The sequence below is a fragment of the Rhodococcus sp. NPDC060090 genome (assembly GCF_042729855.1).
Taxonomy (GTDB): Bacteria; Actinomycetota; Actinomycetes; order Mycobacteriales; family Mycobacteriaceae; genus Rhodococcus.
On record NZ_JBHWXB010000019.1, the window covers coordinates 15,850 to 29,847 of the forward strand.

Below are 13,998 nucleotides of genomic sequence, written 5' to 3' on the forward strand. Positions count from 1 at the left end.
CGGACGACTACCGTCGATGTCGTGCGCATTGAATCCCGACGCTCCCGTATCGAGACGTTCCACGTCATGGATGTGTGGAAGGCTGCCACCGAACGGCAACGCACCCACGGCGACGTGCTGAGCCTGGCTGCCGGTCAGCCGTCGACGCCTGCCCCGACCCCGGTGTTGCGCGCCACCCGGCACGCCGTCGACACCGAACTCCTCGGCTACACCGAGACCTTCGGAATCCTCCCCCTGCGTGACACGATCGCCGGATACCACCGCGACCGGTACGGGATCGACGTCGACGCCGACGACGTCGTGGTCACCACCGGATCGTCGGGTGCGTTCACCCTGCTGTTCCTCGCCGCATTCGACCCCGGCGACACCGTGGTCGTCGCACGTCCCGGCTACCCGGCATACCGCAACACGCTCGCGGCGCTCGGCTGCAACGTCGTCGAGCTCGACTGTGGCCCCGACACCCGCTATCAGCCCACCGTCGCGATGCTCGAGGCTCTCGACACGCCGCCGGCCGGGCTGGTGGTCGCGAGCCCGGCGAACCCCACCGGCACCATGATCGACCCGGACGAACTTGCTGCGCTGGCCCGCTGGTGCGACGACCACGACGCGCTCCTGATCTCCGACGAGATCTACCACGGCCTCGAATTCGGCACTCCCGGTGCACCGGCTACGTCCACTGCATGGGCGACGTCGCGGGAGTCGGTCGTCGTCGGGTCGGTGTCGAAGTACTTCTCGATGACGGGATGGCGACTCGGGTGGATGCTCGTGCCGGACTCGCTGCGACCCGCCCTGCAGCGTCTGGCATCGAACATGACGGTGTGCCCGCCGTCGATCTCGCAGTTCGCGGCGATCGAGGCGTTCGGCGCCGAAGCGCGTGTCGAACTCGACGGGCACGTCGCTCGCTATGCCGCCAACCGCGACGTGCTGCTGACCGGGCTACCCGATCTCGGCATCACGAAGCTGGCGCCGGCCGACGGCGCGTTCTACGTGTACGCCGACATCGCCCATCTGCTCGACAACGAGAACTCGGCCGCGTGGTGCTCCCGGCTGCTGCGCGACACCGGTCTGGCGCTCGCACCGGGGATCGACTTCGACACCGTATCCGGCGATGAGACGGTGAGGCTGTCGTTCGCCGGGTCGACCGCGGACGTGTCGGCAGCGTTGGACCGGCTCGCCGGATGGCTGCCGGTGCCCTGAATTACCTTCCCGCTGAGATGATCTGCGCGATGTTGCGTTCGGCAAGTGCGGCGATGGTCAACGACGGATTGACCGTGCCGGTGCTGCCGGGGATCAGCGCGCCGTCGACGACGTAGAGGCCCGGGTGACCGTGCACCCGTCCGTAGCCGTCCGTCGCGTCGCCCATCACCACACCGCCGAGCGGATGCGCGGTGAACGACGCGTTGACGTCCGAGGCCATCGGCTCGGCGCCGGGGACGGTGCCGCCGGCTGCAGCCATCTTGTTGTGCACCGCCCGGAGCGCGTCGATGCTCGCGCGTTCGCCGCCCGCCGGCCAGTTCACTACTGCGCGATCGGCATTCGCGTCGTACACCACGTCAGCGCGGGTCGGGTCGAGCGTCATGCCGAGGGATGCGAGCATGCCGACGTCCTTCGCGGTGCCCGCGACGAACCAGTTCTCGAGGCTTAACGGCAGCCCCGACTCGTCGACCACCCGTGACGCGGAAGGCGCACCCTGATCGCCGCCGAAACCGTTGGTCAGTGCCACCGAGCGCACGAGCACCGCGTCGCCGTTGGTTCCCCAGCCGCGGCCGACGTGCTCGTTGAGGTTCGCGAGCGATCCCGTGTGGCGCGCCTTGACGAGCAGCTCGGTGGTGCCCACCGAACCTGCGCCCAGCACCAGCCGGTCGCAGGTCAGCGTCGAGGTGCTCAGAACGGTGCCGAAGGGATCGACGGCCTGGACGTCCACTACGTAGCGACCGTCGGGTTCCTGCCCGATGGACAGCACACGATGCGCGTGGCACACCTGGGCGCGGCCGGTGGCCTCCGCCGCGGGAATGTAGTTCTGGGTGAGGTCGAACTTCGCGCCGTTGGAGTTGCCGAGGTTGGTCTCGCCTGCCACCGCCGAGCGGCGCACCGACCCGGCAAGCTCGGCGCGGACGACGTCCCAGTCCCAGATGCCGTCGATGCGGTGCGGTGTGTAACCGGCCTTGATGGCGTCGTCGTCCCAGCGTCGGGAGTGCGTGAACTCGTCCGCGTTGTAGATGTCGTCGGGCATCGTGTCGAGTCGCAGCATCGACCGCACCTTCGGGTACCACGTCGAGTTCATCTCGTCGTAGCTCAATCGGTCGCCGAACACCTGCTGGAAGAAGCGCTGTTCGGGGGCGATCATCACGCCCGTGAACACGATCGAGCCGCCACCGACGGCGGCTCCGCGCCACACCGACATGTTCGGGTAGTCGGTCACGTCGAGTACGCCCGCGAAGTCGTCGCACACGACGGGAATGCCGGTCGGGCCGGTGAACGAGGTGCGGTGGTAGTAGCCGCGACCGTCGGCAAGCAGATCGGTTGTGAAGATCTCCCGCTGCGGGTCGCGCGGCCAGCGCATACCGCGTTCGAGGACGGTCACCTGCGAGCCGGATTCCGCGAGCCGCAGCGCAGCGACGCTGGCACCGAACCCGGAACCCACCACGATGACGTCCGAGTGGGCCGGCGGTGTGGGGGGAGGGGTGAACAGTTCGGGAATGAGACGACGGTATTCGTCGATTCCGAGGGGGAGTGCCGAGGCAACCGGAAGCCGGGTGCCGGGCACACCGACGGAGGCCACGGCCGCACCCAATGCTGATGCCTGTAGGAACCGACGACGCTTCATTGTGGTTTTCGCTCCGATCGTGTCGATACGATCGGGGGCGCGACAGCCGAGCCCCCATGCTGCGACAGCGAGCTCATCGTACCGGCAGCATGTCCCACCGTTCGGCCCTGGTGGAGGCGGTCGGGCTGGCACGATGACGAGGTGTCGATTGCTGCGACTCCGAAGGGCGAACGGCGCCGTCAGGCGCTGGTCGAAGCTGCAGCCGACCTCGTTCGCGAAGGCGGTATCGACGCGGTGCGGCACCGGTCCGTCGCCACCCGTGCGGGCCTACCGCTTGCGTCGACGACGTACTACTTCGATTCGCTCGACGACCTCGTGACCTGCGCGGTGCATTTCAACAGTGCGCGCGAACTCGACGAGATGGGTCAGTGGGTGCGTGAGGTCTCGCAATCGCCGCGCACCGTCGGCTCCACCGCCGATCTGATCGTGGATCTGCTCATCGGTCCGCGCGCGATCGGGCCGGCCGACCGCGAACGTCTCATTTCGCGATACGAGCGTTACGTCGCGACAGCACGTCATCCCGAATTGCGCGCTGTGCAGCTGGAGATGCGTGAACAGCTCGACGAGTTGCTCACCGAGCTTCTCCACCGATGCGGCCGCGACGTGCACGCCGATCAACTGCGTCGGCTCGTCGCGGTGGTGGACGGCGCGGTGCTCGGTGGTCTCGGGGAGCTCGACCCCGATCCGAGAGCACTCGCACGAGGGATCTTGATCGACGTCGTGGAAACCGTCGCTCCGGCGGCCGATGAGTGATCGCGGGCGCGGGTCCGTAAACTGTCGCTCTGTGAGCAACATCCCGAACGTCCTCGCCACCCGGTACGCCAGCCCCGAATTGCGGCAGTTGTGGTCGCCGGAGCACAAGATCGTGCTCGAGCGGCAGCTGTGGCTCGCAGTGCTGCGTGCGCAGGCAGAGCTCGGGATCGATGTGCCGGAGGAAGCGCTCGCCGACTACGAGCGTGTGCTCGACAAGGTCGACCTCGACTCCATCGCCGACCGCGAGCGCGTCACCCGTCACGACGTGAAGGCCCGCATCGAGGAGTTCAACGCCCTCGCCGGTCACGAGCACGTGCACAAGGGCATGACCAGCCGCGACCTGACGGAGAACGTCGAACAGCTGCAGATCCTGCGGTCGCTCGAGCACATCCACGCACACGGTGTCGCGGTTGCTGCGCGTCTCGCCGCCCGTGCTGCGGAGTACTCGTCGCTGGTGATGGCCGGACGCTCGCACAACGTCGCTGCGCAGGCCACGACCCTCGGGAAGCGGTTCGCGTCGGCGGCCGACGAACTCCTCCTCGCCCTGCAGCGCGTGCGCGAACTGATCGACCGGTATCCGCTGCGCGGGGTCAAGGGCCCGATGGGGACCGCCCAGGACATGCTCGACCTGCTCGGCGGCGACGCCGACAAGCTCGAGCAGCTCGAAACGAAGGTCGCGGAGCACCTCGGCTTCTCGCACGTGTTGACGAGCGTCGGGCAGGTGTATCCGCGTTCGCTCGACCACGATGTGCTGTCGGCGCTCGTGCAGGTCGGTGCGGGCCCGTCATCCTTCGCACACACCGTCCGCCTCATGGCCGGACACGAGCTGGTCACCGAGGGGTTCCAGCCGGGGCAGGTGGGCTCGTCGGCCATGCCTCACAAGATGAACACGCGCTCGTGCGAACGAGTCAACGGGCTGCAGGTGGTGCTTCGCGGCTACGCCTCGATGGCCGCCGAACTCGCAGGTGCACAGTGGAACGAAGGCGACGTGTTCTGCTCGGTCGTGCGTCGTGTCGCGCTGCCGGATGCGTTCTTCGCGATCGACGGCCAGATGGAGACCTTCTTGACGGTGCTCGCCGAGTTCGGCGCGTACCCGGCGGTGATCGAGAAGGAACTCGTCCGGTACCTGCCGTTCTTGGCGACCACCAAGGTGCTCATGGCTGCGGTGCGTGCGGGAGTGGGCCGGGAGACCGCGCACGAGGCCATCAAGGAGCATGCGGTGGCCGTGGCGCTGGCGATGCGTGAACAGGGCCGCGAACCCGATCTGCTCGACCGCCTTGCAGCCGACGACCGGTTGCCGCTCGACCGCGCAGGGCTCGATGCCGCGTTGGCCGACCGCACGGTGTTCGTCGGTGCTGCCGAGGCGCAGACCGCACGTGTGGTTTGCGCCGTGGAAGATTTGGTAACGCAGTATCCGGAGGCGGCGACGTACTCGCCGGCTCCGATCCTGTAGACACAGGAGACGGCTACCAGGGGAAAGTTCGATGGGGGTAGCTGCACACAACAGGGGAGACAATGGCTTCGGAGAAGTTGGAAAACAACGGGCGGATCAGGGACGCGGCGCGCACACGCACCGCGCTCCTCGACGCCGCGCTCGAGGTGTTCCTCAGGGACGGATATGCCGAGGCTGCGACCGAAGAGATCGTGGCCGTGGCGGGGGTGACCCGGGGCGCGCTCTACCACCACTTCGCGAACAAGCGTGAACTGTTTCGTGGAGTGATCGAGCGCATCCAGAAGGAAACCGAGGAATCCTTGGTTCCGAAAGAGCCCTACGACGATCGATGGGAAGCGTTCACCGTTGCGGTATTGACGTCCCTCGACGCGGTCTACGACCAGGCAACCCGCCGATTGCTGCTGATCGAGGCACCTGCGGTACTCGGATGGGCCGAGGTTCGGGAGACCCACCGTGGCTCGACGTTGCGCAGCATCGAACGCATGCTGGAGTCTTTCGAACCGGACACGGCACCGTCGATCCGTGAATCGGTGCTCGCTCATCTGATCATTGCTGCCGTCGAGGAAGCGATGCTGTACCTCGCGCACAGTGACGACCCCCAGCGCGACCGCAGCATCGTAGAGGCGGAATTGCTCAAGGTACTCGGCGCTGCTCGCCGACCGGCTGTCGAAGCGTAGCCGCGGAGTGAGATTCTTACCTTCGTGAACGACTGTATTTTCTGCGCGATCGTGGCGGGAGTGGCACCGGCGAGCGTGGTACTCGACGAACCCGATGTACTCGCGTTCATGGACATCCGTCCCTTCACACCGGGGCACCTGCTGGTCGTGCCCAAGCGGCACGCATCGGGACTGGCACATCTCGAGCCGGACGACGGGTCAGCGGTGTTCGACGCGGGCCGGCGCATCGCAACGGCCCTGCGAGCGAGTTCCCTGCCGATCGACGGCGTGAACCTCATGCTGGCCGACGGTGTGGCCGCAGGCCAGGAAGTGTTCCACGTGCACCTGCATGTCGTGCCGCGCACGGGCGGCGACGGGTTCGGGATGCGTGCCCGCCCGCAGTCACCCAACCGCACGGTGCTGGACGGCACCGCCGATGCGATCAGGTCCGCTCTGACGGTGCCCGAGGGGTGACCTCGTGACCTACGTGCAGCCGATCGCGCCGATCGGTGAATCGCTCGCATGGTCTGCCCTGGTCGCATTCCTCCCGCTGCTGACGATGCTCGTGATGCTGGCGGTGTTCCGGGTCAAGTCCTATGTCGCCGCTGCGGTCGCGGTCGTCGTGGCCATCGCGGTTGCCGCGACGGTCTACGGGATGCCGTTGTCGTCCGCGATCGGCTCCGGTGTCGAGGGCGCCGCCTTCGGCGTCTTCCCGATCATGTGGACCGTCGTCAGCGCTGTGTTCGTATACCGGCTGACGGTGGAGACGGGCCATTTCGACGTTCTGACCCGTGCATTCGCGCGGATCTCCCCGGACCATCGCATCCTGACGATCGTCATCGCGTTCCTTTTCGGTGCGCTCCTCGAAGCCGTCGCCGGTTTCGGAACTCCGATCGTCGTCGCCACCGTCGTGCTGATCGGAGCGGGTCTGCAGCCCGTTCGGGCGGCGGCCGCGGCGTTGATCGCGAACGCTGTCGGAACACCTCTCGGCGTCATGGGAACCCCGATCCTCACCATGTCGAAGGTGTCGGAGATTCCGATCGAGGAGATCGGTCCCGTGGTGGCGGCCCAGGTGTGCCTGCTTGCTGTGTTCGTTCCGTTGGTGCTCGTGGCGGTCGTCGGCGGTGCCCGGGGGGTGCGGGAGACATGGCCGGCGGCGGTCGCAGTCGGTATCGCCTTCGCGTCCGCGCAGTTCCTGTGCGCGAGTTACTTCGTGGTCGGATTGAGCAACATCGCGGGTGCAGCGGCCGGGCTGGTGGCGCTGCTGGTCGTGTTGCGATTCTGGTCGCCGTCCACCGGGGCGGCGCCCAGTGCGCCGCAGCACGAACGCGACAGCACACGCCGTGTGGTCGAAGCGTTCGCGCCCTACGCGCTGATCGTCGCGGTGTTCCTGATCAGCCGCATCGGGCCCGTCGCCTCGGTGTTGTCGCGCGCGACATTCTCGTTCACGTGGCCGGGCCTCGACGTGGAGACCGCCGCAGGCGGGGTTCCCGCGGCCGAGACGTTCACGCTGAATCTGCTGACCGCGCCGGGCACGATCGTGTTCGTCGCGGCACTGTTGTCGATCGTGTTGTTGCGGGTCGAGGCGGGGGATGCGCTGCGCTGTTTCATCGCCGCGGTGGTGCAGTTGAAGTGGTCGTTCGCGACGGTGACGTCGGTCGTAGCGTTGGCGTACGTGATGAACCTGTCGGGTCAGACCGCGACCATCGGCCAGTTCCTCGCGGGTGCGGGCGCCGCATTCGCTCTGCTGTCGCCCGTTCTCGGATGGCTCGGTGTGGTGGTGACGGGTTCGAACACCGCGTCCAACGCGATGTTCGGCAGCTTGCAGGTGTCGGCGGCGCAGCAGGCAGGACTGAACCCGACGGTCCTCGTCGCAGGCAACATGACCGGTGGTACGGCCGGAACCCCGATCGCGCTGCAGAACCTCGCGTTGGTGTCGTCGGTGGAAGGTCTGGCGGGCAGGGACGGAGTGCTGCTGCGCCGGTTGCTTCCGGTGAGCATTGCCGCGCTCGTCGTGTATTCGGTGGTGGTGTGGTTGCAGACCACGTCGGTGTTGTCGTGGATGGTGACGTAGGGCTTCGCCGCCCCATTCGGCGGCTGTTCCATTACGGTGATCTTGTGCCAGTTTCGCAGCCGATCATGACGCCCCTGACCGAGGCGGCAATCTTCCTCGTCGTCACGGTGGACGAGGGAGGTGAACCAGCGGTCCGGGACCTGCTCGGCGACCTCGCGGGCCTGCGTCGATCCGTCGGTTTCCGGATCCCGGAGGGCGGCCTCTCGGTCGTCGTCGGAGTCGGGTCGACGCTGTGGGACCGGCTGTTCTCCGGCGCTCGCCCCGCCGAACTCCACGAGTTCGTACCGCTGGACGGCGAGACGCATCACGCGCCCGCGACGCCGGGAGACCTGCTGTTCCACCTGCGGGCGTCGACGATGGACCTGTGCTTCGAGCTGGCCGGGAAGATCAACGATCGACTGCGCGGCGTTGCCGCGGTCGTCGACGAAACCCACGGATTTCGCTACTTCGACCGCCGCGACCTGTTGGGGTTCGTCGACGGCACCGAAAACCCCGAGGAAGACGAGGCCGCCGACGCAGCGTTGGTCGGGCCCGGCGACCCCGACTTCGCCGGTGGCAGCTATGTGATCGTGCAGAAGTACCTACACGATCTCGCGACCTGGAACGCCTTGTCGGTCGAAGAGCAGGAGCGTGTGATCGGACGCACGAAGCTCGACGACATCGAACTCGATGACGATGTGAAACCAGCGAATTCGCACGTCGCGCTCAACACGGTCGTCGACGACGACGGTGTCGAACAGCAGATCCTGCGGGCCAATATGCCCTTCGGGAATTTCGGAGCCGACGAATTCGGCACGTACTTCATCGGCTACTCGGGGACACCCGACGTGACCGAACAGATGTTGCGCAATATGTTTCTCGGAGATCCGCCCGGAAACCACGACAGGATCCTCGACTTCTCCACGGCCGTCACGGGCACGCTGTTCTTCTGCCCGGCCATGGAGTTCCTCGACGACCTTCCGCCGGCACCGCCGGAACGAGAGGTCATCCCCGAACCGAATGCACCGACCGCCGGAGACGGATCTCTCGGAATCGGCCCTCTCAGAAGGAGTTCAACGCTGTGAACAACCTGTATCGCGAACTTGCCCCGATCACGGGCGCGGCATGGGCCGAGATCGAGGAGGAAGCGTCCCGCACGTTCAAGCGGCACGTCGCCGGCCGCACCGTCGTGGACTTCTCCGGCCCGCACGGCACCGATTTCGCGGCCGTCGGTCTCGGCCGCACCAGTGAGATCGCTGCGCCGGCCGACGGGGTACGGGCACGGCAGCATCGGGTCGCGCCCGTCGTCGAACTGCGAGTGCCGTTCACGCTCTCGCGCGAGGAACTCGACAACGTCGAGCGCGGCGCGCACGATGTCGATCTCGATGCGGTGAAGGACGCTGCGAAGAAGATCGCGTTCGCCGAAGACCGCGCGATCTTCGAGGGCTACGCTGCCGCCGGGATCGAGGGCATTCGTGCGTCGTCGACGAACGCTCCATTGCACCTGCCCGAGGATCCGCGCGACATTCCGGAGACCATCAGCCTGGCGTTGTCGGCACTGCGTCTCGCGGGTGTGGGCGGCCCGTACTCGGTGCTGCTGAGTGCCGACGCATTCACGAAGGTCAGCGAAACCTCCGACCACGGCTACCCGATCCGCGAGCAGATCCGTCGACTGATCGACGGCGACATCATCTGGGCGCCGGCGATCGACGGTGCTTTCGTCACCACCACCCGCGGCGGCGACTACGACCTGCAGGTCGGGCAGGATCTGTCGATCGGCTACCTGTCTCACGACGCGGAGAACGTGCAGTTGTACTTCCAGGAGACCTTCACGTTCCTCGTGTACACGGGCGAGGCCTCGGTCGCGTTGCTTCCGCCATGCTGACCTCGCGGGTCGGTCCGGCCGTCTCGAACGGGTGGACCGACCCGTCAGCGTTGTGTCTGTTGCTGCTTCTGGGCGGCTGCGTTGACGCGGCCGAGCACCCGGTGTAATTCCTCGAGTTCGGAGATGTCGACGCCGAGTGCGTCGACGACCTGCCCCGGCACGGATTCGGCGGCGGTCCGCAGAGTGCGGCCGGCGTCGGTCAGGTCGACGACCAGTCGCCGCTCGTCGATCGAACTTCGGGTGCGGGTGATCAGGCCGAGCATCTCGAGTCGCTTGAGCAGCGGCGACAGGGTTGGGGAGTCGAGTTGCAGGAGCGCGCCGATGTCCTTGACGGCCAACGGCGCCCGCTCCCACAGGGCCAGCATGACGAGGTACTGCGGGTGGGTCAGTCCGAGTGATTCGAGGATCGGCCGATACACCGCGAGCACCGCGCGGTTTGCCACCGACAGGGCGAAGCACACCTGACGATCGAGGGCGAGGAGGTTGTCGTCGGATGAGGTCTGCGAAGCGGGGATATCGACGCTCATATGATCACCGTACCGAATCGATCGCGCATCAATGGATCGTGGGCGATTTGGTCGTTTTCGATTCGGATGCTGGTCCGCGCGCGCGTCAGGGTTGGTAGTCGGGGTACTTCGTGTGGAGTTCCAGGTATCCCGTGACGTTTTCCCGGAGCCAGTCCTTGCCGTCGCCGGGGGTGCGGCCGTCGCACACCGCGTCGCCTTCGATGCAGATTCGTTGGACGGGGATCTGACCGAATTCGCTGCGGGCGCCGCCGAGCGTCACGCCGGGAACGACGGGGCCCGGGAACAGGGTCTCGATGCCGCGGGTGTCGCGGGGATCCGAGTAGAGGATGCCGCTGATCCGGTCGGGCGGGACGGATTCGTCGGCCGCAATCTCGGCGAGGACGTCGCCGGCGATCGAGGCGCCCTGCGAGTAGCCGAGGATCAGCAGGTCGGCGTCGGGACAGGTGCTGTGCCGGGCGGCAATGGTCTCGCGGAGGCGCTCGTGTCCGACCTGTTTGGACCTGTCGTAGGCGATGGCGCCGTCGTCGTCGATGCCGTCGCCGTCGTCGTGCGAACCGGTACTGGGCATCGGTACGACCACCGCGGGGTAGGGGATGTGTTCGACGACGGTGCCCGGACCGCGGTAGCGGTCGGAGATCTCAGCGAGCGGCGAGTCGGGGTCGATCGAGTCCGGAGTGCGGAAGCCCTTGGTGCCGTCGACCGCGAGGACATACCGATCGGCGCAACCGGGGACGGGTTCGGCGGACGCCGTGCCGACCGGAACGGTGAGCCCTGTGATGATCAGGCCGGTGGTGAGTAACCCTGCTGCGAGCAGGCCGAGAGCGCGGGAGTGTATCCGGGGCATGCGTAGTTCTCCTCGTGTGCCCCCGACAGGCGATATTCGAATTCGACAATAGCGGCGTTTCGGTCGCTTCGCCTGTCCAGAATGCGAACTTTTCGGTGATGGTGATCACCTGCGGGTGTGGCCGAGCCCGGTCGCCCGGAGAGTGACGTTCAGTCGTCCTCCCGCAATCCCGATATCGGCGGGTCCGGTTTTCGGAAAAACCGAGGGTACACCGTGATACGCGAACCGCGAAGGACCGCCGAAGACGAAGAGATCCCCGGACTCGAGCCGCACATCGGTGTACGGCCGACCCCGCGTCTCGCAGGTTCCGAATCGAAAGACGCATGCGTCGCCGATGCTCAACGACACGATGGGCTCAGCGATGTGTTCGTCCTTGTCCTGGTGCATTCCCATCCGCGCGCCTGCATCGTAGAAATTGATCAGGGCGGTGTCCGGTTCGTAGTCGTCGGCCGGACGCGAGTACGCGTCGGCGACCGCGCGGCGGCCGAGATCTGCGAGCCAGTGGGGGAGCGGTGCGACGGGCGCGTCGTCGACGTCCACTGCCGTGCGCGTGTAGCGATACGGGGACCAATGCCATCCGAGACAGACGGTCTGCACCGACATCACCCCGCCTCCGGGGAGTGCAGTGTGTCGCATGGGGGCCGGGCCCCGCGCCCAATCGCGGCATGCGTCGACCAGTCCGCGCTGCGTGTCGCGGTCCAGCCACCCGGGCACGTGCACCGCGCCCGGCGCGACCTCGTGACGTGCACGGGGAAGTGGGAGAGGTTCGCTCACGGTCGCGGCTCCTCGGTGTGCTCGTCGTCCAGGGTGGTCAGCGGTCACGTGCCGATCACGTATAAATACAGAATGCCAAGCTCAGACACCGACGACACCTTCGACGAAGCTCCTCCGTCGATGGCGCCGTCGTCGTTGCTGCGCGACCTGCCGGTCACCGAGCGGGGGGTGCGGACGCGATCGTCGTTGATCGCCGCGGCCCGGGCGGTGTTCGAGAGCGCCGGCTACCTCGATACCCGGCTCGTCGACATCACGAAGCATGCGAAGTGTTCGGCAGGCACGTTCTACACCTACTTCTCGAGCAAGGAAGAGATCTTTGCGGCGGTGCTCGAACTGGCGCAGGAGGACATGCTGCATCCGGGCATGCCGCGCGTGGCCGACGAGGACGATCCGGCCGCGGTCGTGGAGGCGAGCAATCGGGCGTATCTCGAGGCGTATCGGCGCAACGCGAAGCTGATGGGGCTGCTGGAACAGGTTTCGCATATCGATCCGGTGTTCCGCGAACTGCGTCAGAAGCGGGGTGACGCGTTCATCCGGCGTAACGCGCGCAGCATCGCGCATCTGCAGGACCGCGGCCTCGCCGACCGTGAGGTCGATGCGCTTCTGGCGTCGAGGGCGCTCTCAGGCATGATCAGCCGGCTCGCCTTCTCTCACTTCGTCGTCGACGACGATGAGTCCGTGGACATGGACGCGCTCGTGTACACCGCGACCCGGCTGTGGGTCAATGCGCTGCGGATCCCGCAGGGAACCTGAGACGTCCCGGGTGCTCGGCCGTCGTACGATGCCGGTATGACGACGACTCGCATCGCCGCCCTCGCTCTCCTCACAGCCGCGGCCTGCGTTGCCTGTAGCCAGCAAGAAGTAACCGTGACCCGCAACGGCACCGTCGTCTCGACGGTGGCGGACCCTGAAGCGGCGGAGGGCATCGACCCGTGTACCGCCCTCTCCCGCGAGACTCTCGACCTGTTGGGGGCGGGGGAGGCGGTGCCGCGCGAGTTGTCCGCCGAGCCGGGATGCGAGTGGTCCGGGATGAACTCGTACATCACGCCCTCGGCGACGTTGTGGGTGTCCGGGAGGTCCGAGCCCGAAAGTGTCTGGGAGGCCACAACCGTCGCGGGTGTCGAGGTCGAGATCTGGACTCTCGCACCGGAAGGGGGCAGATACATCGCCCGCTTCGATGACCTCACGTTGTCGCTGAACTATCTGCGCGCACGCAGTGAGGTTCCCGCGGGCGAGGCCTTGGACCTGCTGATGGCCGACGTGCTTCGCGCGTACGGACGCGCCGAGGCATAAGAGTCCTCCGCGGGTCGTGCAGCGTTGCGGACCCGCGCAACCCCGACAGTTGAAGTTGACGCCGCATTCAACTTATAGTGCGAGGACGAGGAGCACGACTGTCGGGAGGCAAAGTGGACGTTGCAGGGAAAGTCGCCATCGTGACCGGCGGGGGAAGCGGGATCGGTGACGCCCTCGCAGCGCGGCTCACGCAGGCGGGAGCGCGCGTCGTGGTCGTCGACCTCGACACCGCCGCTGCCGAGAAGACGGTCGCGCGCATCCTGGCGGAACACCCCGGCAGTGCCGTCGCCGCCGGAGCGGACGCATCCGATGCCGCCGCGATCGCCAGGGTCATCGAGATCGCCGAAACCCGCTTCGGGCCGGTCGATCTGTACTTCGCGAACGCCGGAATCACCGGCATGCACGGACTCGACCTCGACGACGACCAGTGGGAGAACATCTTCGACGTCAACCTTCGGGCGCACATCCGCGCCGCGAAACTCCTCGTCCCGGGATGGGTGGAACGCGGCGAAGGGTACTTCGTGAGCACCGCGTCCGCGGCAGGTCTACTCACCCAGATCGGTGCGGCAGGATATTCCGTCACCAAGCACGCCGCCGTCGGATTCGCAGAATGGCTGTCGGTGACCTACGGCGACCGGGGCGTCCGCGTCAGCTGCATCTGCCCGATGGGTGTCAACACGCCACTGCTGTACGCGGGCAGCAACTCCGGCGAGTCGCTCGGCGACCTCGGAACCCGCGCCGTGACATCCTCCGCGGCCGTGCTCGAACCCGCCGACGTCGCCGAGATCGTGCTCGACGGCATCAGGGAAGAGCAGTTCCTGATCCTCCCGCACCCGGAGGTACTCCAGATGTACCGGAACAAGGGTGCCGATTACGACCGCTGGCTGCGTGGAATGCGGCGCTACCAGCGGTCTCTGATGTCCGAATCCTGAT

General features: G+C 66.8%; 15 protein-coding genes. 11 read left to right on the forward strand and 4 right to left on the reverse strand.

Annotation, left to right across the window (positions count from 1 at the left end; all coding sequences use genetic code 11):
* Positions 1–21 precede the first annotated feature (21 nt).
* Entirely contained in the window at positions 22–1,197 is a 1,176-nt protein-coding gene (locus ACFWCF_RS22425; RefSeq protein WP_378566239.1) for a pyridoxal phosphate-dependent aminotransferase, read from the forward strand.
* Between the two features lies 1 nt (position 1,198).
* Here the strand turns inward: ACFWCF_RS22425 and ACFWCF_RS22430 are convergent, their stop codons facing one another.
* The gene (locus ACFWCF_RS22430) at positions 1,199–2,827 is read right to left on the reverse strand and encodes a GMC oxidoreductase (RefSeq protein WP_378566241.1); all 1,629 of its coding nucleotides are present in this window, start codon (positions 2,825–2,827) and stop codon (positions 1,199–1,201) included.
* Positions 2,828–2,968: 141 nt separating this feature from the next.
* Here ACFWCF_RS22430 and ACFWCF_RS22435 point away from each other — a divergent pair, with 141 nt between their 5' ends.
* From ACFWCF_RS22435 to ACFWCF_RS22465, 7 genes are all read left to right on the forward strand, one after another.
* Entirely contained in the window at positions 2,969–3,580 is a 612-nt protein-coding gene (locus ACFWCF_RS22435) for a TetR/AcrR family transcriptional regulator (RefSeq protein ID WP_378566243.1), read from the forward strand.
* Positions 3,581–3,611: 31 nt separating this feature from the next.
* The gene (gene purB / locus ACFWCF_RS22440; protein ID WP_378566246.1) at positions 3,612–5,033 is read left to right on the forward strand and encodes an adenylosuccinate lyase; all 1,422 of its coding nucleotides are present in this window, start codon (positions 3,612–3,614) and stop codon (positions 5,031–5,033) included.
* 62 nt (positions 5,034–5,095) lie between these two features.
* Positions 5,096–5,710, forward strand: a complete 615-nt coding sequence (locus ACFWCF_RS22445) for a TetR/AcrR family transcriptional regulator (protein WP_378490875.1) — start codon at positions 5,096–5,098, stop codon at positions 5,708–5,710.
* Positions 5,711–5,734: 24 nt separating this feature from the next.
* The gene (locus ACFWCF_RS22450) at positions 5,735–6,163 is read left to right on the forward strand and encodes an HIT family protein (RefSeq protein ID WP_378566249.1); all 429 of its coding nucleotides are present in this window, start codon (positions 5,735–5,737) and stop codon (positions 6,161–6,163) included.
* 4 nt (positions 6,164–6,167) lie between these two features.
* Positions 6,168–7,763, forward strand: coding sequence for an L-lactate permease (locus ACFWCF_RS22455; protein WP_378566252.1), 1,596 nt, complete (start codon positions 6,168–6,170; stop codon positions 7,761–7,763).
* 65 nt (positions 7,764–7,828) lie between these two features.
* On the forward strand, positions 7,829–8,827 hold the full coding sequence (locus ACFWCF_RS22460; RefSeq protein ID WP_378566376.1) for a Dyp-type peroxidase: 999 nt from the start codon (positions 7,829–7,831) through the stop codon (positions 8,825–8,827).
* Positions 8,824–9,627 (forward strand): family 1 encapsulin nanocompartment shell protein, encoded by an 804-nt coding sequence (locus ACFWCF_RS22465; RefSeq protein ID WP_378566255.1) that lies wholly within the window; start codon positions 8,824–8,826, stop codon positions 9,625–9,627. The genes ACFWCF_RS22460 and ACFWCF_RS22465 overlap by 4 nt, the downstream gene beginning before the upstream one ends.
* Before the next feature lie 44 nt (positions 9,628–9,671).
* Here the strand turns inward: ACFWCF_RS22465 and ACFWCF_RS22470 are convergent, their stop codons facing one another.
* From ACFWCF_RS22470 to ACFWCF_RS22480, 3 genes are all read right to left on the reverse strand, one after another.
* A complete protein-coding gene (locus tag ACFWCF_RS22470) occupies positions 9,672–10,154 on the reverse strand; it encodes a MarR family winged helix-turn-helix transcriptional regulator (RefSeq protein ID WP_378566258.1) in 483 nt (160 codons plus the stop codon).
* Positions 10,155–10,239: 85 nt separating this feature from the next.
* Complete coding sequence (locus tag ACFWCF_RS22475; RefSeq protein ID WP_378566261.1) at positions 10,240–10,998, reverse strand: cutinase family protein; 759 nt, start codon at positions 10,996–10,998, stop codon at positions 10,240–10,242.
* A 105-nt stretch (positions 10,999–11,103) separates the two neighbouring features.
* A complete protein-coding gene (locus ACFWCF_RS22480; RefSeq protein ID WP_378566264.1) occupies positions 11,104–11,772 on the reverse strand; it encodes an alpha-ketoglutarate-dependent dioxygenase AlkB family protein in 669 nt (222 codons plus the stop codon).
* 72 nt (positions 11,773–11,844) lie between these two features.
* Here ACFWCF_RS22480 and ACFWCF_RS22485 point away from each other — a divergent pair, with 72 nt between their 5' ends.
* The 3 genes from ACFWCF_RS22485 (at position 11,845) to ACFWCF_RS22495 (ending at position 13,997) form a co-directional block, all read left to right on the forward strand.
* Positions 11,845–12,525, forward strand: coding sequence for a TetR/AcrR family transcriptional regulator (locus ACFWCF_RS22485; protein ID WP_378566267.1), 681 nt, complete (start codon positions 11,845–11,847; stop codon positions 12,523–12,525).
* A 36-nt stretch (positions 12,526–12,561) separates the two neighbouring features.
* The gene (locus tag ACFWCF_RS22490; protein ID WP_378566270.1) at positions 12,562–13,065 is read left to right on the forward strand and encodes a hypothetical protein; all 504 of its coding nucleotides are present in this window, start codon (positions 12,562–12,564) and stop codon (positions 13,063–13,065) included.
* Positions 13,066–13,178: 113 nt separating this feature from the next.
* Entirely contained in the window at positions 13,179–13,997 is an 819-nt protein-coding gene (locus ACFWCF_RS22495) for an SDR family oxidoreductase (RefSeq protein ID WP_378566273.1), read from the forward strand.
* Position 13,998: the final 1 nt, after the last annotated feature.